Annotated in this window: 24 protein-coding genes; 22 read left to right on the top strand and 2 right to left on the bottom strand. The window is 60.8% G+C overall.

Features of this window, described 5'->3' with window-relative positions:
- Positions 1-21 precede the first annotated feature (21 nt).
- The 16 genes from ACIP02_RS14245 to ACIP02_RS14170 all read left to right on the top strand — a co-directional run bounded on the left by ACIP02_RS14245 (position 22) and on the right by ACIP02_RS14170 (position 11712).
- Positions 22-543, top strand: a complete 522-nt coding sequence (locus ACIP02_RS14245) for a DUF2280 domain-containing protein (RefSeq protein ID WP_259139418.1) — start codon at positions 22-24, stop codon at positions 541-543.
- Entirely contained in the window at positions 518-1798 is a 1281-nt protein-coding gene (locus ACIP02_RS14240; protein WP_259139420.1) for a terminase large subunit, read from the top strand. The genes ACIP02_RS14245 and ACIP02_RS14240 overlap by 26 nt, the downstream gene beginning before the upstream one ends.
- Complete coding sequence (locus ACIP02_RS14235; RefSeq protein ID WP_400617445.1) at positions 1795-3591, top strand: anti-CBASS protein Acb1 family protein; 1797 nt, start codon at positions 1795-1797, stop codon at positions 3589-3591. Before ACIP02_RS14240 ends, ACIP02_RS14235 begins: the two co-directional genes overlap by 4 nt.
- A gap of 8 nt (positions 3592-3599) precedes the next feature.
- Complete coding sequence (locus ACIP02_RS14230; RefSeq protein WP_400617444.1) at positions 3600-4733, top strand: DUF2213 domain-containing protein; 1134 nt, start codon at positions 3600-3602, stop codon at positions 4731-4733.
- A 12-nt stretch (positions 4734-4745) separates the two neighbouring features.
- A complete protein-coding gene (locus ACIP02_RS14225; RefSeq protein WP_254506239.1) occupies positions 4746-5231 on the top strand; it encodes a hypothetical protein in 486 nt (161 codons plus the stop codon).
- An 18-nt stretch (positions 5232-5249) separates the two neighbouring features.
- The gene (locus ACIP02_RS14220) at positions 5250-6209 is read left to right on the top strand and encodes a DUF2184 domain-containing protein (protein WP_400617443.1); all 960 of its coding nucleotides are present in this window, start codon (positions 5250-5252) and stop codon (positions 6207-6209) included.
- 12 nt (positions 6210-6221) lie between these two features.
- Entirely contained in the window at positions 6222-6602 is a 381-nt protein-coding gene (locus ACIP02_RS14215; protein ID WP_400617442.1) for a hypothetical protein, read from the top strand.
- A gap of 42 nt (positions 6603-6644) precedes the next feature.
- Positions 6645-7169: a DnaT-like ssDNA-binding protein gene (locus ACIP02_RS14210; protein ID WP_259139432.1), complete on the top strand. Its 525-nt coding sequence runs from the start codon at positions 6645-6647 to the stop codon at positions 7167-7169.
- On the top strand, positions 7166-8167 hold the full coding sequence (locus ACIP02_RS14205) for a phage minor head protein (protein WP_400617441.1): 1002 nt from the start codon (positions 7166-7168) through the stop codon (positions 8165-8167). The genes ACIP02_RS14210 and ACIP02_RS14205 overlap by 4 nt, the downstream gene beginning before the upstream one ends.
- Before the next feature lies 1 nt (position 8168).
- The gene (locus ACIP02_RS14200) at positions 8169-8552 is read left to right on the top strand and encodes a hypothetical protein (protein ID WP_400617440.1); all 384 of its coding nucleotides are present in this window, start codon (positions 8169-8171) and stop codon (positions 8550-8552) included.
- The gene (locus ACIP02_RS14195) at positions 8552-8971 is read left to right on the top strand and encodes an HK97 gp10 family phage protein (protein WP_400617439.1); all 420 of its coding nucleotides are present in this window, start codon (positions 8552-8554) and stop codon (positions 8969-8971) included. Before ACIP02_RS14200 ends, ACIP02_RS14195 begins: the two co-directional genes overlap by 1 nt.
- On the top strand, positions 8968-9381 hold the full coding sequence (locus ACIP02_RS14190; protein WP_400617438.1) for a hypothetical protein: 414 nt from the start codon (positions 8968-8970) through the stop codon (positions 9379-9381). The genes ACIP02_RS14195 and ACIP02_RS14190 overlap by 4 nt, the downstream gene beginning before the upstream one ends.
- Positions 9382-9445: 64 nt before the next feature.
- Positions 9446-10609, top strand: coding sequence for a phage tail tube protein (locus tag ACIP02_RS14185; RefSeq protein WP_400617437.1), 1164 nt, complete (start codon positions 9446-9448; stop codon positions 10607-10609).
- 77 nt (positions 10610-10686) lie between these two features.
- On the top strand, positions 10687-11160 hold the full coding sequence (locus tag ACIP02_RS14180; RefSeq protein WP_400617436.1) for a hypothetical protein: 474 nt from the start codon (positions 10687-10689) through the stop codon (positions 11158-11160).
- Between the two features lie 47 nt (positions 11161-11207).
- Positions 11208-11420, top strand: a complete 213-nt coding sequence (locus ACIP02_RS14175) for a hypothetical protein (protein ID WP_400617435.1) — start codon at positions 11208-11210, stop codon at positions 11418-11420.
- 16 nt (positions 11421-11436) lie between these two features.
- The gene (locus ACIP02_RS14170) at positions 11437-11712 is read left to right on the top strand and encodes a hypothetical protein (RefSeq protein WP_400617434.1); all 276 of its coding nucleotides are present in this window, start codon (positions 11437-11439) and stop codon (positions 11710-11712) included.
- 6 nt (positions 11713-11718) lie between these two features.
- Here the strand turns inward: ACIP02_RS14170 and ACIP02_RS14165 are convergent, their stop codons facing one another.
- On the bottom strand, positions 11719-11970 hold the full coding sequence (locus tag ACIP02_RS14165) for a hypothetical protein (protein ID WP_400617433.1): 252 nt from the start codon (positions 11968-11970) through the stop codon (positions 11719-11721).
- A gap of 169 nt (positions 11971-12139) precedes the next feature.
- Between ACIP02_RS14165 and ACIP02_RS14160 the strand changes: the two genes are divergently transcribed.
- From ACIP02_RS14160 to ACIP02_RS14145, 4 genes are all read left to right on the top strand, one after another.
- Complete coding sequence (locus tag ACIP02_RS14160) at positions 12140-12298, top strand: hypothetical protein (protein ID WP_400617432.1); 159 nt, start codon at positions 12140-12142, stop codon at positions 12296-12298.
- 56 nt (positions 12299-12354) lie between these two features.
- Positions 12355-12663 carry a hypothetical protein gene (locus ACIP02_RS14155; protein ID WP_400617431.1) on the top strand — a complete coding sequence of 103 codons (309 nt, stop codon included), beginning with the start codon at positions 12355-12357 and terminating at the stop codon, positions 12661-12663.
- Positions 12664-12753: 90 nt separating this feature from the next.
- Positions 12754-13035, top strand: coding sequence for a superinfection immunity protein (locus ACIP02_RS14150; RefSeq protein WP_400617430.1), 282 nt, complete (start codon positions 12754-12756; stop codon positions 13033-13035).
- A gap of 57 nt (positions 13036-13092) precedes the next feature.
- Complete coding sequence (locus ACIP02_RS14145; protein ID WP_400617429.1) at positions 13093-16695, top strand: phage tail length tape measure family protein; 3603 nt, start codon at positions 13093-13095, stop codon at positions 16693-16695.
- Positions 16696-16913: 218 nt separating this feature from the next.
- Here ACIP02_RS14145 and ACIP02_RS14140 read toward each other — a convergent pair whose 3' ends face one another.
- Entirely contained in the window at positions 16914-17168 is a 255-nt protein-coding gene (locus ACIP02_RS14140; RefSeq protein WP_400617428.1) for a hypothetical protein, read from the bottom strand.
- Positions 17169-17276: 108 nt separating this feature from the next.
- On the opposite strand from ACIP02_RS14140, the gene ACIP02_RS14135 reads away from it, so the two are divergent.
- Together ACIP02_RS14135 and ACIP02_RS14130 are read left to right on the top strand one after the other, a co-directional pair.
- Positions 17277-17747 carry a transposase gene (locus ACIP02_RS14135; RefSeq protein ID WP_400617427.1) on the top strand — a complete coding sequence of 157 codons (471 nt, stop codon included), beginning with the start codon at positions 17277-17279 and terminating at the stop codon, positions 17745-17747.
- Positions 17744-18223: a DUF1833 family protein gene (locus ACIP02_RS14130; protein WP_400617426.1), complete on the top strand. Its 480-nt coding sequence runs from the start codon at positions 17744-17746 to the stop codon at positions 18221-18223. Before ACIP02_RS14135 ends, ACIP02_RS14130 begins: the two co-directional genes overlap by 4 nt.
- Position 18224: the final 1 nt, after the last annotated feature.

The raw sequence follows: 18224 nt of genomic DNA, 5'->3' as shown, positions 1-18224 counted from the left end.
GCCCAAGACGGATGACACCATATGGCAGCCCTGAAAAACGAGGTGAAGGGCTTCATCGTGCAGGCCCTTGCGTGCTTCGACACGCCCTCCCAGGTGGCGGAGGCGGTCAAGAGTGAATTCGGACTCGTCGTTACCCGACAGCAGGTAGAGAGCCACGACCCAACCAAGGCAAGCAGCAAGGGCCTGGCCAAGCGCTGGGTGACCCTGTTCGAAGACACCCGTAGGCGTTTCCGTGAGGAGACGGCCGATATCCCGATCGCCAATCGCGCATACCGCCTCCGTGCGCTGGGCAGGATGGTAGAGAAGGCTGAGTCCATGAAGAACATGGCCCTCGCCATCCAGATCCTGGAGCAGGCTGCAAAAGAGGTTGGGGACGTCTACCTGAACCGCAAGGTCGAGCCTGACAAGTCGCTGGATGATGAGATCAAGCGACTGAACATCCAGAAGCTTCAGCGCGAACTGGCAGATCCAGACAAGGATGTGCCGGAGCCCAAGCAAGTAATCATTGGGGTTGAAGATGCAAGCGACCCTGAAGCTGAATAAGCCCCAGTTCGATTTCATCAGCCACCCGAAAAAGTTCTCTGCGTTCGTGGGCGGCTATCGCAGCGGAAAGACCTTCGTTGGCTGCGTGAGGCTATGTATCAACGCGCTGGAGCACCCGCGAATCCCGCAGGGCTACTTCGCGCCGACGTACCCGCACATCGCGGACATCTTCTACGACACCATTCCGGTCGTTGCTGAGGCGTTCGGCCTGATCGCTGACATCGTGCCAAGTAACAAGCGTGTGCACCTCAGGGACCGCCGTGGACGCCTCCTGTCCACCATCATCTGCAAGAGCATGGAGCACCCCCACAAGATCGTGGGCTTCAACATCGCTCATGCCCTGGTGGATGAGATCGACTGCATGCCGATCAAGAAGGCCGACAGCGCCTGGAAGAAGATCATCGCGCGTATGTCGACGGTCTGGCCCAGCCGGGCCGAGAACACCATCGACGTGACCACCACGCCGGAGGGCTTCAACTGGGTATATCGCAAGTTCGTCAAAGAACTGGCCGCAGACCCAGCGCAGAAGGAGTTCTACGGCATCGTGCACGCTTCCACGCGGCAGAACGCCAAGAACCTGCCAAAGGACTACATCCCATCGCTGCGCAGGTCTTACCCGGCCAACCTGGTGGATGCTTACATCGACGGCCTGTTCGTCAACCTGACGTCAGGCAGCGTCTACCCGAACTTCTGCCGACACAAGAACCACACCAACGCCACGATCCGCCCAGGCGAACAGCTTCATGTCGGTATGGACTTCAACATCAACCGGATGGCGGCCACGATTCACGTAATCCGCGACGGTTTGCCCATGCTGCTGGAAGAGGCCACAAGCCTGTTCGATACGCCGGCGATGATCAAAGAACTGAAGCGGCGCTTCCCCGGGCACAGCATCACGGTCTATCCCGATGCCAGTGGCAAGAACCGCAAAAGCGTCAACGGCAGCGAATCCGACCATACGCTGCTTCGGGCCGCAGGCTTCCCTGTGATGGTAAACCCATCCAATCCCGAGGTTAGGGATAGGGTTCTGGCCGTCAACGCCATGTTCCTCAACGGTGAGGCTCAGAGGCGCTACCTAGTGAACACCGACAACTGCCCGGTAACCACTGGAGTCCTTGAGCAGCAGGCCTACACCGACAAGGGCGAACCAAACAAGGACGGCACTGAAGACCCGGTCGACGCACTGGGGTACTTCATTGTCCAGCGCTTCCCGATTGCGGGCGGCTACACACTCGCAAACGTGAGCAACCAATGAGCGCATATACCTTCCTCAAGGACAGCCTGCAGAACCTTGTCGCTGGACTGGGTACTGCGCGCGACAAGGCATTCCACTCGCACTACGCGATTCCTGAGATGGACGACCTGCAGCTGCTGAACGCCTTTCGCGGCTCGTGGACTGCGCAGAAGGGCGTCAGCATCCCTGCCATTGATGCGTGCCGTAACTGGCGCAGCTGGCAGGCCAAGAACAAGCAGATCGAGCTCATTGAGGCCGAGGAAGAGCGGCTGAATGTAAAGGGCAAGATCCTTGAGGCGCTGCTGAAGGCCCGCCTGTTCGGCGGTGCGGCGGTGTTCATCGGCACAGGTGACCGCGACACGGCCTCTGAGCTGAAGCCTGATCGGATCAGACAGGGCGGCATCAAGTACCTGGCGGTAATGACCCGACGCCAACTCAGTGCCACGGAAATCGAGCAGGATCCGCAGAGCCCTCGCTACGGGAAGCCAAAGGCCTACCGCTTGCCTGGGTCGATGGTGGAGATTCACCCGTCTCGTCTGGTGATCTTTGTCGGCACGCCTCATCCAGACCCTGACCTGGCTGTTGGTACAGCCTTCGGCTGGGGTGACTCGGTTCTGCTCGCGGCGCTGCCTGCCGTGCGTCGCTACGACGAGACCGTGGCCAACGTGGTCAGCCTTGTCTATGAGGCAAAGATCGACGTCATCAACATCCCTAACTTGATGACGAGCATGCAGGACAAGAATTACGAGCGGCAGCTGCTCGAGCGCCTGCGCCTGGCGGCCACGGCCAAGGGCATTAACGGTACGCTGATCCTGGATGGCCAAGAGACCCATACCTCCAAGTCGGCCAGCTTCAGCACGTTGCCTGATGTCATTGCCAAGACGGAGCAGGGCGTGGCCGGGGCATTCGATGTTCCCATCACGCGCATGTTTGGCCAGCCATCGAGCGGCCTTGGCGCGAACGGCGAAGAGAACACCCGCAACTACTACGACAACGTCGCGTCTCGGCAAAAGCTGGATATCAAGCCGGCCATGGGCGTGCTGGACGAGTGTTTGATCCGCTCTGCGCTGGGTGATCGCCCGAAAGAGATTCACTACACCTGGGCGCCGCTCTGGCAGCCAACCGCCAAGGAGCGCGCCGACATCGGCAAGACCACGGCGGACACCATCAAGGTGCTCAAGGACTCTGGCCTGTTCCCAGGCGACGCGCTATCGCAAGCATCGGTAAACCTGCTGGTCGAGCAGAGTGTCATGCCTGGGTTGGAGGCGGCCATCAAGAAGTTCGGCGCCGAACTGCCGGACGAGGAAGATTCGGGGATCGACGAGGAGGGTAACAAGACCCCGTCGCGCACTACCTCCTTCGGTGACGCAGCCCCGCGGCCGCTGTACGTGCAGCGCAAGGTCACCAACGGCGCCGACATCCTGGCATGGGCCAAGGCCCAGGGCTTCGACACCACCGTGCCGGCCGATGATCTGCACGTCACCGTCGCATACAGCCGGCAGGCGCTGGACTGGATGAAGGTTGGCGGCGACTGGGGCAGCCGGCAGGACGGCGGGTTAACCGTCGCCCCGGGCGGTGCGCGTCTGGTCGAGCCGCTGGGCAGCGAGGGCGCAGTCGTGCTGCTGTTCAACTCGTCCGAACTGGCCTGGCGTCACATGCAGATCCGTGAAGCCGGCGCTTCGTGGGATTACGAGGAGTACCAACCGCACGTGACTATCACCTACGCCGCTGGCGATCTCGACCTAAGCAAGGTCGAGCCGTACCGCGGGAAGATCGAATTCGGGCCGGAAATCTTCGAAGACCTGCAGCCCTGAGGTAAACCATGATCCTTCAAGACTCTGTCACCGCTTCCAATGTGCGGCGGACGGCTGACGGCTACCTGGTGGCCGAGGCCCGAGTCGCTCGCACCGGCATCCAGGACTACCTGGGCACCGAGATCGACCCGGACAACGAGCACGGCCTGCGCGACAAGCCGATCGTCAAGGTGTACCGGCCGGAGAGCTCGGTATTCCACAAGGACGCCATGCAGTCCTACGCCTACCGGCCCATGACCAACGGCCACCCGGGCGGCGAGGGCGTCAATGCCAAGAACTGGAAAGACCACGCCATTGGCCAGACCGGCGGTGAAGTGGTTCGCGACGGCGAGTTCGTCAAGGTGCCGCTGGTGTTGATGGACGCCAAGGCTATCGAGGACTACGAGGCCGGCAAGCGTGAGCTCTCCATGGGCTACGGCGCTGAAGTGGTGTTCCAGGACGGCAAGACCCCGGATGGCGAGCACTTCGACGTCTACCTCGGCCCCATGAAAATGAATCACCTGAGCCTGGAGCATCGCGCTCGGGGCGGCGAGAAGCTTCGCATCGGTGATAACGACCCCACACCCCCAAAAGGAGGCCATCACATGGCTGATTTCCTGCGCACGGTCATTGTTGATGGCCTGTCCGTTCAAACCACCGACCAGGGCGCCCAGGCGATCGACAAGCTGACCAAGCAGCTGGCCGACGCGGGCGTCAACATCAAGACCCTGACCGACGCGCATGCCGTGGCCCTGGCGGCCAAGGATAACGAGCTGGCCAAGAAGGACGCCGAAATCGACGGACTGAAGGCCAAGCAACTGAGCGATGCTGACATTGACAAGCGCGTCCAGGCTCGTGCCGACCTGATCACCAAGGCCAAGTCCATCGCCGATGCCGACTACACCGGCAAGGGCGACGCCGAGATCCGCAAGGCCGTGGTCATCGCCAAGCTGGGCGACGCAGCCATCGCTGGCAAGACCGAGGCCTACATCGACGCTCGCTTCGATCTGCTGCTTGAAGACGCCGCGAAGAACCCGTCCGGCGACCCGTTCCGCCAGCACATGATCCAGCAGGACAGCAAGACCACCGGTGACGACGCCGAGAAGGCGCGCCTGCAGATGATCGCTGACATGCAAACCGCCCACCGCCCGGCCCAGGCCTAAGGAGAACCAGCAATGGCTACCTACCAAACCACTTACGGCAACGCCCCGGCCAAGGGCCTGGTTGGCCAGATTGCCAGCGAGGAGAAGTGCAACAAGATCTCCCGCACCGTCGAGAACGCTGAGGGCATCCGCTTTGGTGTGCCAGTCCAGCGCGGCGCTGGTGACCACGGCGTTGTGCCTTTCTCCGCCGGCACGTTCATTGGGTTCGCAGTACTGAACCCGGCAGTGCCGCCCGTTGCCCAGGGCTCGCAGCTCGTCGACGGCTACCCGCAGTACTTCACCGGTGCCTTCATGACCATGGGCTGCATGAAGGTCCAGGCCGGCGGCGCTGTCGTGGACGGCGGCGAGGTGTTCTACAACCCGACCACCAACCGCTACGTCGCCGCTACCGGCGCTGGCATCGTCGGCCCGCTCCCTGATGTCGTGTTCGACACCTCCGGCGCGAACGGCGACATCGTCGAAATCTCCATGGGCCTGCGCCCGATCGCTTCCGCCTAAGGCCGAGGGAACTACAACATGACTCGCTTCGAAGACGCTCAGGCGGCGCTCCCGTTCGTTCTGGCCCAGGGCCGCAACATCGAGACCCGCGTCTACCAACGCCGCTACCCAGCCTTCAACTACGCCGCGCACGTGCCGGTCGTGACCGAAGGTCAGCCGTGGGCTATCGGCACCACCTTCTTCACCGTCGATACCGCCGGCGAGGCCAAGTTCCTCAGCGGCGCCGGTACCGACATGCCGTTCAACCAGGTGACCCGCGATCAGGCGTCGCACGACTTCGCCATGATCGGCTCCGGCTGGGAGTGGAACCTGGAAGAAATCAACCAGGCTGCGCTGTATGGCGTCAACCTGAACGACACCAAGGCCATGAGCGCCGCGGACAAGGTTGAGCGCCTGCTGAACGGCATCGCCATGCGCGGCTCGACCGAGAAGAACTGGACCGGCCTGCTGAACAGCACCATCGTTGCCCGCACTGACGCGGCCGCAACCGGCACCGGCAGTTCGACTTTCTGGGCGAGCAAGACCGTCGACCAGATCCTGGCTGACATCAACGGCGTGCTGAGCAGCGTCCGCACCAACACCAGCGAAGTGGAATGGGCGGATACCCTGCGCATGCCGCCAGACGCCTTCCGTGACTTGGCAACCCGCCGTATGGGGGCTGGTGACGGCTTCATGACCGTGCTGGAGTTCATCCGTCGCAACAACATCTACACCGCCGAGACCGGCCAGGCGCTGGACATCCAGCCGCTTCGCGAGGCACGCAACGCATCCCAGGATGGCGGTGGTCGTCTGGTTGCCTACCGTAAGGACCCGGAGGTGGTTCGCTTCCACCTGCCGATGCCTCGCCGCGTCCTGGCGCCGCGCCAGAAGTCCATCATGGGCTTCGAGACCGGCATCATCGCCCGCACCGGCGGTACCGAGATTCGCCTGCCAGGCGCTTTCGCGTACCTCGACGAAATCACCGCTCCGGCTGCCTGATAGGAGATCACCATGAAAGTGACCAACAACTCCAAGGCGCCGCAGGGTGTGCACACAGCCTCTGGCGTGGTGTTCCTCACCCCGGGCGAATCCCGCGAAGTCGAGCTGACCGAGCAGGGCCACAAGCTGGCATCGCGCCTGGACTTCCTGAAGGTCTCCGGCACTGCGCCGAAGGCCGACGATGGCGACAAGGAAGCGCTGTTCGCCAAGCTGAAGGCGCTGGGTGTCGAGGCTGGCAAGAACTCCAGCCTGAAAACCCTTCAGGAGCGACTGGCCGAGGCTGAGGCCAAGGCCAAGGAAGAGGCAATCGCCAAGCTCGCCGAGAAGGGCATCCAGGTCGGCGACGACGTCACCCTGGAAGAGCTGCAGGCCGAACTGGCCAAGCACCCGTAACAACCCCGGGCGGTACGCCGCCCACTTATTCGAGACATCCCGATGCCAGAATTCTACGGATCCGTCGCAGGCGCCGACGCCTACCACTCTGCCCGGGCGAATGCTGCCTGGGCCGGCAGTGACGAAGCGAAGCAGGCGGCGCTGATCAGGGCATCGGCCTACATCGACGGCAAGTACCAGCAGCAGAACAGCTGCGGGCGCTGGGAGTCGATGTTCTCCGGCGTGAAGACCGGTGGCCGGGCGCAGGAGCTGCAGTGGCCCCGCACCGGTGCAACGGACAACGAAGGCGCGGCCATTCCGCCTGACGAGGTGCCAGCGGAGATTGAACGGGCCACCTACGAGGCGGCGCTGCGCGAACTGGTGAACCCTGGCAGCCTGAGCCCTGACTACGTGGCCGCCGAGGCTATCAAGCGGCAGAAGGTAGACGTGCTGGAGATCGAGTACCAGGCCACGGCCACGACTGATGGCGGCGTCCCGACGCGCCCGGTGTTGACCGTAGTGGATGAGTTGGTGGCCCCGCTCCTGCGCAGTAACAGGCTGTGCGGTGTGGCGGTGTTTGTCGTATGAAGGCCTCCGAGGTAGAGGCCGAGATCGAGCGCCTTGAGATCGAGGTGCAGCAGGCCTACCTGGATCAGGTCGCGCAGACCGTGCGCTATGTGAGCATCAGCGAGCTTGAGCAGGCGGTCGAGGACAACGATGAAGACCGGATAGCCGAAATCCTGTCCCTTGGGCTGTTCGCGTTGCTGGTCGAGCGCCTTCGCGCGGTGTATGCCCGGGGCGCAAGTAAGGAGCTGGTGGCGGTCATCATCCCAGGCGTTCGCCGGGAGGTCGACATGGGCCATCCTGACGTCACCTCGTTCCTGGCCAGTCAGGCCGCCGCGCTGCGCGACCAGGCTGCCCGCGAGCAGGCCGAAGCTGTGCGGGTGGTACTGTCCATGGGGCGTTACCGGGGCGATACGGCGCGAACCGCTGCGCTGAACCTGGCAGGTCGAATGAGCAAGCAGACCGGGCGGCGCACCGGCGGCGTTGTGGGCCTGAATGGGCCGGCTGCCGAGGCATCCCAGCGAGCGCGCGACCAGCTGGCAAGTGGCGACCCCGCGCGCATGCGCGAGTACCTTACCCGGCTGCGTCGTGACCCAGCCTTTGATGCTGCAGTGCGCGAAGCGATTGAGCAGAGCCGGCCGGTGCCGAAGGCGATCATCGATCGCGCGGCTTCAGCCTATGCCCAGCGCCTGCTTGGCACCTATGCCGAGGCGCTGGCCCAGACCAACACCTCCGAGGCCTACAACAAGGGGCGCGAGGAGGGCTGGAAGCAGCTCACGGCGCGCAGCAATGGCATGTACACCTTTGCCAAGACCTGGCGATCCATGCGGGACAGCAAGGTCAGGCACACCCATGCAGCGATGAACGGGCAGGTGGTCCTGGCCGATCAGCCATTCACCTCGCCGAGCGGCGCGATGCTGATGTTCCCGTGCGACACCTCGCTCGGGGCTCCGCTCAATGAGCGCATCCGTTGCCGCTGCGTCGTCGAATACTCACTCAGGAAGACCAGCCAGGCGGTGTGACATGCCGATCAAGAGCACCATGCAGTCGTCGTTCGGGCGCCTGTTCGATACAGCATTCGCTGAGGCGGTGCGCGACTTCACCGGCACCTACCCGGGCGAAGGCGTCTGGGATCCGGTAGAGGAGGTGACCACCGCCCAGCCGGTCATCTACACCGGCCGCGGCGTGCTGAGCCGCTACAAGAAGGACCAGGTCGACGGTATCAACATCCTGGCCACCGATGTGAGGCTGATTGCCCTGGTGAACGAAGTCACCGATCAGCCGGCGCCCGAGCACATCGTCACCGCGCCCGACCTCATCACCAGCCAGCCCAAGCAATACCGGGTTATGGAAGCCACCACCGACCCAGTTGGTGTGCACTACCAGATTCAGCTGAGGGCAACCTGATGTCAGGCTGGTCGCTGTCGCCCGTGCTGTTCGCCGACCAGATCGAAGAAGACCTGGTGGAGATGCAACGCAGCATCGTCATCGAGCTGGTCGAGGAGATCACAGTCCGCGCGCCGATCGACAGCGGCAACTACATGGCCAACAACATCGTGTCGATAGGCGCTGAGGACTACAGCGTCAACACCAAGCTGGACATCCTCGGCACTGAGACCAGAAGCGCGGCCCGTGCCGCCCTGACCGATTTGAAACCTTTCAGCACGGTCTTCGTGCAGAACAACAGCGTGTACGGCGAGATCATCGAGTTCGGCGGCTATCCGAGCGGCCCAAGCATCAAGATCACGCCTGACGGATACAGCCGCATGGCACCCAAAGGCGTGTACGGGATTTCCTTCATCGCCGTCACCGAGAAGTTGATATGACCGTACCCTTCGAGACAGTCCGCAAGACGCTCACTGCCCGCATGGCTTCGTTCACGGGAATAGAGCAGGGCCGGATTGAGTACCCGAACGCCGAATATCCGAATGGTGGGGTGTTCAAGCCTCCCGCAACCGGCCTCTGGTGCGCCTTCGAGATCCAGTACGCGACGGCCGCGTTCGCCGGCATGGCAGAAAAGCCGCATTACCGCCGGCCTGGTCAAGTTGTGATCCAGTGCTTCTGCCGCCGATCAACCGGGCTGTCAGCGATCAACAAGCTGGCCGACGCCCTGTCTGAGCACTTCCAGTCCTGGCAGAGCGGCAATATTGAGTGCCTTGAGGCATCCCAGCAGGATGTTGGCGACTTCGAAAGCTACCACCAGATCAACGTGAACGTCCGGTACCGCGCCGGCTGACCAGAACCACCAAGACCCACCCGCCGAGAGCGGGTTTTTTTATGCCCGCAGAAAGGAGACTCCAATGAGTTCCGGCGCACGTCAAACCACGCTTCTCACCCCGGAAGTCACTCCGGGCGTAACACCCGCAAACCCCACCTGGGATACGCTCCGCTTCACCAGTAACACCCTGAGCCCCACGGTCAATACCCAGACCAGCGACGAAATCTCGGCCAGCCGCATCAGCCAGGGATCGGTGGTCAGCAGTGCTGACATCCAGGGCGATATCGTCGGCGAACTTTCCTACGGCACTTTCGACAAGCTCATGGAGGCCGGTTTCTACGGCACCTGGACTGACAACGTGCTGACCGTGGGTGAAACTCGCCGCACCTTCACCGTGGCGAAGAACTTCAATGATGTCGGCGTGTATGGTCTGTTCAAGGGCATGCATGTCTCGGTCTTCCAGCTCGATGTTCCGAGCGACGGCAAGATCACCGCCACGTTCACGCTCATGGGTATGGACTACACCGACGGCGAGACCGCGCCAGCCGGCACCATCAACCCGCCGACCAACACGCCGTTCATGTCGAACCTGAACGTCGGCACGTTGCTGGTGGACGGTCGCTCACTGGAAGGCGAGGCCTGCGTTTCGGCCATCACCATGAGCCTGGACAACACCCTGCAGGCGCAGCGCTGCATTGGCACCACCAAGCTGGGGCCCGGCGCTCTGATCGCTACCGAGGCTGCAATTACCGGAACCATCACCCTGGCCTGGTCGAAGGCCTCCTGGCAGATCTGGAAGAACACCTTCTCCCGCCTGCCGATCTCGGTCTCGTTCCCGATCACTGACGGCCTGGGCAATTCGTACCTCTTCAGCTTCCCGTCGCTGGAAGTCGACGGCGACCTGCCGAACGGCGACAAGCGCTCGATAATCGAGCTGACCTTGAATTACACCGTTGCGCGTCAGGCTCCGACCATCACCCGGGTGCCGTTCGTTCCCGTGGCCAGCGTTGCTGTAACCCCGGCCACTGCATCCATTGCCGTTGGCGCAAACCGCCAGCTCTCGGCCTCGGCCCAGCCCAGCGGTTCGCCGCAGAACGTAACCTGGTCCAGTTCGGCCCCATCGGTGGCCACCGTCAGCAGTTCCGGCCTTGTAACCGGTGTTTCGGCAGGCTCTGCGGTCATCACCGCTACCAGCGCCTCCGATAACACCAAGACCGCGACCTCGAACGTCACGGTCACTGCTTAACCCGCAGCACCTTTCGGCTGCACCAGGACAACGCCACCTGGTGCGGCCTTTTTTATGGCGTGGCGTGAGGATTACCCATGGCTCTCAAGCTGAAAAAAATCGACACCAGCAAGAACGCTGAGGCGCGCTGGGAAGATTTCGATGCCGACACCAAGATTTTGCTGATGCCGCTGGACAACCAGCAGTACCAAATCGCGCTGGAGCGTATGCGCCGCCGGCTGGCGCGCAACGATGCTCAGTTCGGCCAGGAGGCTGTAGGCGTGATCGAGGGCGAGAAGTCCGAGCACGACAACCACTGCCTGCTCCTGGCATCGTTCATCGTCAAGGATTGGCAGGGCGCCCAAGACGAGAATGGCAAGCCGCTGGCGTACAGCGAAAACACCTGCACCGAAATGCTGCGCGGTGATACTGACTTCTTCTACTTCGTCCTGCGCCGCGCCGCGGCCATTGCCGCCGACAACCGGGCAGAACAGGACGAGATCAAGGGAAAGCAGTCGCCCGCTTCGAATGGGAGCGGGAGTGGGGTCAGCGAACCGAAAAGCGAAGCCTGATCTACCAGAAACTGCGCATTGCGGTACCGGATGAGCCGGAACTGGATGTGATCACTGGCAGCCTGCTGAACGCGTTCCGCAACGCAGCGCGCGGCCGGCGCTACCTGGTTGGTGCGACTGCCGTGCAGCCGCTGAGGCTTTCGGCCAGGGAAATCACTGACTGGCTAGAAGTGCACCCGCTGCCGCTTCCCAGGCGCCTGGTCGACGAGGTGATATTCGCCCTGGATGAGGTCGCACTGACAGAAGACAGCGACGAGTAATGATGAGGATCGCAGAATGAGTGGAAGCAAGGTTTTTTCAGCAGCCATGCCAAATATTCCTGATTCGCCAATTGCCAGCGATGCGGAAGAACTGGCCAGGCTAAAAGAGCTTGAGCGCGGCGTGATTACCATGACCGAGATGCTTAAGGAAAGCTTCTGGGATACCTCTGAAGGCTCTGGGCTGAGCGGCTTGGCCGGCAGATTACAGGCCGAGATAACTAGGCTCTGGCTAGACACGGAAGGCCTGGGCGAAGAACTGCGCCGGGCTAGCAACAACTCGACGCAGGTGTAGCGAGCGCTATTTCGCGCGGATGCGCTCCAGTTCCTTCTCGCCTAGCGGAGTGAGCACTGGCCCTGTTTTGCGTGCTATGTACCTTCCAGTCACCATCTTCGTGAATCTGAAGCCAATGAGATGTCTTTCGGATAGAACTTGGGCAGCACGGTAGTTGACGGCACTCAAAAGCTGCCCGCGATCGATTTCATCTTTTGCATGCTTGCTGAATAGCTCAAGCGTATCGATCAAGGTCTGCTGGGTTACGGGCTCTTCCATAATTGACCTCCACGGTCATAACTGCCCAGGTCCATGGGCTTGCCGGCAAGGGACCGGGGCGGGTGATTGGAGGCGAAACGCTACTACGGTGCAAAGGTTCGCGGCTACTGGACTTCCATCCAGGGCTGATGAAAGCCTTCAGCCACGCCCCCTCAACTAGGAGAATTGTATGGCAGAGCAACAGGATCAGGACGGAGAAGACGCGGCCCAGGTCGACTCCCCTATTTCTCCCGAGGCGATGATCGAAGAAAAGCGCAGGGCAGATGAATTGCTGGAGCGCCGTCTGTCACACCTTGAAGAGGCAGCAGGGCTATCGAAACTGACGTAGTCGTACACGTGCACGTTGGCGAGTGTTAAATTGCCTCAATCAGAAAAGGAGGCCACGTGAATTACGATAGAGAAGAGCTACTCAGAAAGATCAATGAGCTGGTGGGAGACTGGTTCTACAGGGACCTCAATGCTGACAGCCCGGCCTCAGACTGGCTGGAGCGCGGCGAAGAGCAGGCCGCCGTAAACGTTAGGATTGCGGCAGTAGTAACTGGTAGTTCTATCGCGCCCAGCCAGTCTATCGAGGAGATGATGAAGTTCGAGGTTGAGGCATTGCGACCCGCTGCGAGAGGCAGGGTCGCAAAACAACTTCGCCCTGGCGGAGAGATATGGCAAGCACTGCATGCACCTAAAGCGCAGGGCTGACGAGAGCGGTATACTGCCGTAATTTCTGAAAAATCGTGAAATTCTGGGTGGGAATGGATGCTTGACGACATAGGTACCGAAGGTTCTCTGATGCTCCTGTTCATTGGAGTGGTTCTGTATTTCCTGCCGACGATCAACGCCAAGAGCAGGAACCACCCAAGTCGCGGAGGGATATTTGCCCTCAATCTCTTCCTGGGATGGACCTTCCTCGGATGGGTTGCGGCGGTTATCTGGTCCGCATCATCTCTGAATAGCAGCTCTGAAAATTCGAATGGGAGGGCCTCAGAACTCGAAAAGCTCGCAGATCTCAAGGAGAGAGGGCACATCAGCGAAGCAGAGTTCGAGAAGGAAAAGTCCCGGATCCTGAAGTGATTCCTGAACACCATACAAACCCGCCTAGTGCGGGTTTTTTTACGCCCGGAGAAAGCTATGGCGCTAAAATCCCGCCTCGAGCTTGAAGTTGACGGAAGAAGCGCAGAGCAGCAGGTTAACAGCGTCAGGGCGGCTCTCGAGGCTCTGGAGCAGGTGGGCGTGCGAGCCAATTCCACGCTTCGCAAGTCTGGCTCTGACTACGCCAACCTGGCTATGGCCTTGGCTAAGGTGCAGGCCGCGAATGACAAAGCGTCGGCAGCAACTGAGTCAGCAGCAAAAAGCGCTGATGCGGCAGCGAAGGCAGCCGCCAGCCAAAGAAAGGAGCTGGACAGCCTGCTTGGCAAGATCGAGCCCCTGACCAAAAAGCTCAATGACCTTGCTGCGCAAGAGCTGGCACTTGTTAAAGCCAGGGATTCCGGGCAAATAAACCAAGCTGCATACGAAGCCTACAACCGGAAACTGCAGGAATCGCTGAATTCTCTGGCTGGCGTATCAAGCGCTCAGAAGGTTGTTGGGGAGACCGCCGAGCAGGCTAAAGCCAGAATATTGGCTATTGCGGAGGCATCGGTCAAAGCTGCCCAAGAGCAGCGTAATCTGGCAAATGTTGCGACTGGTCTTTCAGAGTCTCAACAGGGTCTTCTATCCGGGAATATGGTCCTGGCTGCCAACCAAGGCAAGCTCGCTGAATCTACCCGGAAAGTGGTGGAGGCCAACCGTCAGGCTGATGCTGCTGCAGGTTCTCAGTCTGAGAGTCTGAAAGAGTTGCTGGCCAGCATTGATCCTACAACTAAGGCGCTGAACAGACTTGACGAGCAAGAACGAAAGCTTGCTCAGCAAAAGAAAATAGGGGCATTGGATGCGGAGACCTTTGCGGTATATCAGGGGAAAATTGATCAGGCCAGGAATGCACTCACAGGATTCGACGAGGGCCTGAACCGCACCGGCAACACCGCAAAGCAGAATGCGGCCGCCTTGCGGATGCTTCCAGCGCAGTTCTCCGACATCTTCATCAGTCTGCAGGGCGGTCAAGCCCCGTTGACGGTATTCCTGCAGCAAGGATCGCAGATCAAGGATTCATTTGGCGGCATCGGAGCTGCCGCGAAAGCCATGGGCGGATACGTGCTCGGGCTGGTGAATCCATTCACTCTGGCTGCAGCTGCTGCTACCGCTCTCGGCGTGGCGTACTACCAGGGATCGAAAGAGCAGGACGAATTTCGAAAGGCCTTGGTGGTCACCGGGAACGCAGCTGGAACAACGACTACCGAGCTGGCCGCGATGGCGGAGCGGGTCGGCTCGCTCACTGGGACCACCGGTGGTGCAGCTGCCGCCCTGGCTCAGATCGCCGCCACTGGCAAGATTGCTATTGATCGATTCGAGGAAATTGCGGTTGCCGCTGTTTCGTTCGAGAAGGCTACCGGCAAGGCCGTGTCCGAAACCGTAGCTGAGTTTGCTCGTCTTGCTGACGACCCAGTGCGTGCCGTAGTTGAGCTGAACGACAAGTACAACTTCCTTACAGCATCGGTTTTTGAGCAAATCAAGGCTGCCAAGGAGCAGGGCGATAACGATGCTGCTGCGGCAATAGCGCAAGAGGCGCTGGCGAAGGCCTTCACCGAGAGATCGGCCACCATCAAGGAAAATCTGGGCACTCTTGAGCGAGCCTGGAACGATGTTGCCGGCGCAGCCAAGGCCGGTTGGGATGCGATCCTGGACATCGGCAGGGGGGCGAACCAAGGCCCCGATGTAAAGGCGATCCAGCAGAAGATCAACTACCTGAAGTCGAATTTGGACACGGGCTACGAGGGGCTCAACGACAGGAAGCAAATTGAAGCGCTTCAGGCCGAGCTCGACGCGTACGAAAAGAAAACCAAGGCCGAACAGGAGTCGGCGCGCTCGGCAGCCGAAAACGCTCGAATCCAGCGCGAAGGCCAGATTGCCTACGAGCAGCACCAGAAGAACATCGAGCAGAACTTCACCAAACAGCAGAAACAGAACAAAGCCCTTGAGGATGAGCAGAAGCGCATAAACGCTGCGCGCGCTGCCGGCTACGTCATCACCAAGCAGGAAGAGGAAGCCGCGCTCAAGGCCATCCGCAACAACCCGACCTACAAGGATTCGAGCACTACCAAGCCGGTCAAGGAAGACGCCGGCCAGCGCATGCTTGACGAGGCCCGCCAGCGCTACGCTGTGCTGCAGCAGCAAAGCCGCGTAATCGCCGGTGAGGTAGACCAGACCCAGAAACTGGGCACTGAGGCCCGCAAGCTGATCGAGCTCGAAACCGAGATCGCCAACCTCAAGGAGAAAAAGAACCTCACCACGTCGCAGAAGCAGGTCCTGGCGATGGCTGAGCTGAACCTGGCCCAGCAGAAGCAGAACGCTGAACTGGAGAAGGCTAACCAGCTGACCCAGGCGCGACTAGATAACGAGGCCAAGCTGAAGGCGTTCAGGGAGAACCTGCAGTCGCAGCTAGAGCTTTCGCGCGAGGGTCAAGAGGTAGAACTGGCTGGGGCCGGACAGAGCGATCGGTTGCGCCGACGCCTCCAGGACGATCTGAAAATCCGCCAGGACTATCAGAAGCAACTGGACAAGCTAACCCGGGACTACAACCGGATCGAAAACCCGACCACAGCCGACACCGATCTCTACAAGGGTGAAACAGAGGCCCTGCGTGCGGCCCTGGCCACGCGCATGGTCGATCAGCAGAACTACTACGCAGCGCAGGATGCAATGCGGTCGGAGTGGCTGACCGGCGTGTCGGAGTCGTGGCAGAACTACGTCGACATTGCCACCAACTACAACGAGCAGGCCAGGAATTCGACGGAATCGATCCTGGGTGATGCCACCTCTTCTGTGGCTGGGGGCATCCAAGGTCTGGTGAAGGGCACGGAAGACCTTGGCGATGCCTTCGGCAACCTGGCCGGGGATGTTGCCAACTCGATGCTCAGTGCTTTCTCGGAAATCACAGCTCGCTTCCTTGTCATGCAGGCCCTCAAGCTTGCAGGGATCGAAGCTGAGGCAACCGAGACGGTAGCCGCGGAAGGCGTCAAGACCACGGCCAAGCTGACAACGGACGCGGTGACTACGTCCAGCAGTCTGGCATCCATCGGCACAGTGCTTACCGCCAACCTGGCGGCAGCTGCGGAAACTCTAGCCTCTTGGGCTCCTGCGGCGCTTGTGGCGTCCATTGGTACGTTCGGCGCGGCGGCTGTGGTGGGAGGTACCGCGCTCGTCGCGGCCTACGCGCTGCTCAAGGGTTTCTCCGAGGGCGGCTACACGGGTTCTGGCGGGAAGTATGAACCGGCCGGCGTGGTGCACAAGGGCGAGGTCGTCTGGTCACAGGCTGATATCCGTCGTTTCGGCGGAGTGTCCGCGGTCGAGGCGCTTCGCACTGGCAACGTAACGCCCATCACATCCGCGCGCATGGCAGGCGGATCCAAATCCGGCACCACCAGCGCGGCGGGTATGCAGCAAAACATCAACGTCCACAACTACTCCAGCGCTCAGGTAGAGCAGCGCCGCATGCCTAACGGAGACATCGATTTCATTATCCGAGAGGCAACCGACAGGGCTGTGCAAGAGGTAGCCGGGCAGTTCGCGTCAGGCTACGGCGACGTAGTCGACTCCTACGAAGGCGCATATGGTGCCCGGCGATCTGGCGGCTAATCCATAACACGAACCAAAGAGGAATTCAGGATGGACGGTATCAGTAGCGACGCACAGGCCGCCGGCGAAAGCCAAGAAGGGCAATTATCGAGAGAGATTTCGTGGTCCGAGAGACTGGAGCGCATGAGGCTCGCGCTTGACGAGAAGGAAAGGCAAGCCAACCTCTTGCAGCGAAGGCTTGCCCGAATCGAGGAGGCCTTAGGGCTGCCTCCCTTGGTCTAGCGCTTCACGAGTCCTTTGGCGAAAAGCCTTACCGTATCGCTGTCTGCCGGAAGGGCGTAAGCGCGATCGCATTCCTTGACTTCTGCTAGAGCTGTGGCAATCACAGCGTCCAGCGCCTCCTGGCCTTGACTGGTCTTGATGTGCTGGCAGAGGCCAGTAACCAGGCAGCGAACCGATGAAAGCTCGGTGCTCAGCCTGGTAACCATTTCGTGCAGCTCTCTTTCAATATCCGATGGGTTTTCATAGCTCATACGATCTTCCTGTTCAGTATTTATCCAAGCCCCGCCGGCTCCTACACCTCGGGGCGCTTGGAGGATATGACGGAGTGGTCGCAAATAGCCATGACATGAGGAATGGCAATGATTCAATACCCGGCAGAATTGCCACTTCCTCTGCAGGAGGGGTATGGCCTGAGCACGGTTGATCCGATGCGGGCCACCCAGATGACCACTGGGCGCACGCGATACCGGGTCAGGCACAGGTATGTGCCAACCGAGGTGAAGGTCAATTTCAACTTCAGCCAGGAAGAGGCGGCGCTGTTTGAGGGCTGGTATGTCTGGGCGATCAACAACGGCTTCGAGTGGTTCGAGATGCAGTTGCAGACGCCGCTGGGTCTCAAGACCTATCAGGCGCACTTCAAGGGCATCTACCAGGGCCCGGACCTAACCCAGATCACCAGGTGGCGGTATTCGGCGGTTCTCCAGCTTAAGGAGCGCCCGGTCTACACCGAGGACCAGTACCTCGGCGCCTACCTGGGCATGCCGCTGGATCAGTTCAACGGCAACCTTCAATCCATCCTCGAAAAATGGCATACGGATTACTTCGGATGAGCCTGATAGAAGAATGCTACGCCTCGGGGCGCGGTGAGCTTGTCGACACGATCGAGGCGCGGAAGGAGGGTGGCACGGTCTCCCACCTGTACTGCTCGGGATGGGAAGACCGGGTGTGCACCACCGAGGACGGCCGCACGCTGACGTTCATCGCGATGGCCATGGACCTGGCCCTGCCGAAGAACGACAACAGCGCATTCCAGAATCTGGTGCTGGGCCTGGACAACGTGACCGGCGAAGTGCAAGAGATCGTCGAGGAAGCCAAGTCGGCCGACGACCGCTTCATCATCACCTTCCGGCGCTACCTGGCCGAAGACCTGTCGTTCCCGCAAGAGCGGTACCGCATGACGCTGCTCAGTCGTGAATATGAAGACGACGTGGCGAAGCTCACCGCTGGCTTCTTCGACCTGCTCAACACCAACGGTCTGCGCACCGTGCTGACCACCTCTCTTGCACCTGGCCTGAAGTACATCTGAC

Origin of the sequence: Pseudomonas sp. NPDC089408 (assembly GCF_044749445.1) — a bacterium.
Classification (GTDB): Bacteria; Pseudomonadota; Gammaproteobacteria; order Pseudomonadales; family Pseudomonadaceae; genus Aquipseudomonas.
The sequence above is the reverse complement of the archived record's forward strand: the minus strand, read 5'-3'. Positions and strand labels throughout refer to the sequence as shown.

Coding starts and splice junctions, on each gene's coding strand:
- ACIP02_RS14140 (WP_400617428.1), bottom strand. CDS start 17,168: ATGAGCTATGAAAACCCATCGGATATTGAAAGAGAGCTGCACGAAATG.
- ACIP02_RS14215 (WP_400617442.1), top strand. CDS start 6,222: ATGAAAGTGACCAACAACTCCAAGGCGCCGCAGGGTGTGCACACAGCC.
- ACIP02_RS14245 (WP_259139418.1), top strand. CDS start 22: ATGGCAGCCCTGAAAAACGAGGTGAAGGGCTTCATCGTGCAGGCCCTT.
- ACIP02_RS14130 (WP_400617426.1), top strand. CDS start 17,744: ATGAGCCTGATAGAAGAATGCTACGCCTCGGGGCGCGGTGAGCTTGTC.
- ACIP02_RS14230 (WP_400617444.1), top strand. CDS start 3,600: ATGATCCTTCAAGACTCTGTCACCGCTTCCAATGTGCGGCGGACGGCT.
- ACIP02_RS14190 (WP_400617438.1), top strand. CDS start 8,968: ATGACCGTACCCTTCGAGACAGTCCGCAAGACGCTCACTGCCCGCATG.
- ACIP02_RS14160 (WP_400617432.1), top strand. CDS start 12,140: ATGGCAGAGCAACAGGATCAGGACGGAGAAGACGCGGCCCAGGTCGAC.
- ACIP02_RS14200 (WP_400617440.1), top strand. CDS start 8,169: ATGCCGATCAAGAGCACCATGCAGTCGTCGTTCGGGCGCCTGTTCGAT.
- ACIP02_RS14135 (WP_400617427.1), top strand. CDS start 17,277: ATGATTCAATACCCGGCAGAATTGCCACTTCCTCTGCAGGAGGGGTAT.
- ACIP02_RS14180 (WP_400617436.1), top strand. CDS start 10,687: ATGGCTCTCAAGCTGAAAAAAATCGACACCAGCAAGAACGCTGAGGCG.
- ACIP02_RS14220 (WP_400617443.1), top strand. CDS start 5,250: ATGACTCGCTTCGAAGACGCTCAGGCGGCGCTCCCGTTCGTTCTGGCC.
- ACIP02_RS14210 (WP_259139432.1), top strand. CDS start 6,645: ATGCCAGAATTCTACGGATCCGTCGCAGGCGCCGACGCCTACCACTCT.
- ACIP02_RS14185 (WP_400617437.1), top strand. CDS start 9,446: ATGAGTTCCGGCGCACGTCAAACCACGCTTCTCACCCCGGAAGTCACT.
- ACIP02_RS14195 (WP_400617439.1), top strand. CDS start 8,552: ATGTCAGGCTGGTCGCTGTCGCCCGTGCTGTTCGCCGACCAGATCGAA.
- ACIP02_RS14205 (WP_400617441.1), top strand. CDS start 7,166: ATGAAGGCCTCCGAGGTAGAGGCCGAGATCGAGCGCCTTGAGATCGAG.
- ACIP02_RS14150 (WP_400617430.1), top strand. CDS start 12,754: ATGCTCCTGTTCATTGGAGTGGTTCTGTATTTCCTGCCGACGATCAAC.
- ACIP02_RS14170 (WP_400617434.1), top strand. CDS start 11,437: ATGAGTGGAAGCAAGGTTTTTTCAGCAGCCATGCCAAATATTCCTGAT.
- ACIP02_RS14225 (WP_254506239.1), top strand. CDS start 4,746: ATGGCTACCTACCAAACCACTTACGGCAACGCCCCGGCCAAGGGCCTG.
- ACIP02_RS14165 (WP_400617433.1), bottom strand. CDS start 11,970: ATGGAAGAGCCCGTAACCCAGCAGACCTTGATCGATACGCTTGAGCTA.
- ACIP02_RS14145 (WP_400617429.1), top strand. CDS start 13,093: ATGGCGCTAAAATCCCGCCTCGAGCTTGAAGTTGACGGAAGAAGCGCA.
- ACIP02_RS14235 (WP_400617445.1), top strand. CDS start 1,795: ATGAGCGCATATACCTTCCTCAAGGACAGCCTGCAGAACCTTGTCGCT.
- ACIP02_RS14240 (WP_259139420.1), top strand. CDS start 518: ATGCAAGCGACCCTGAAGCTGAATAAGCCCCAGTTCGATTTCATCAGC.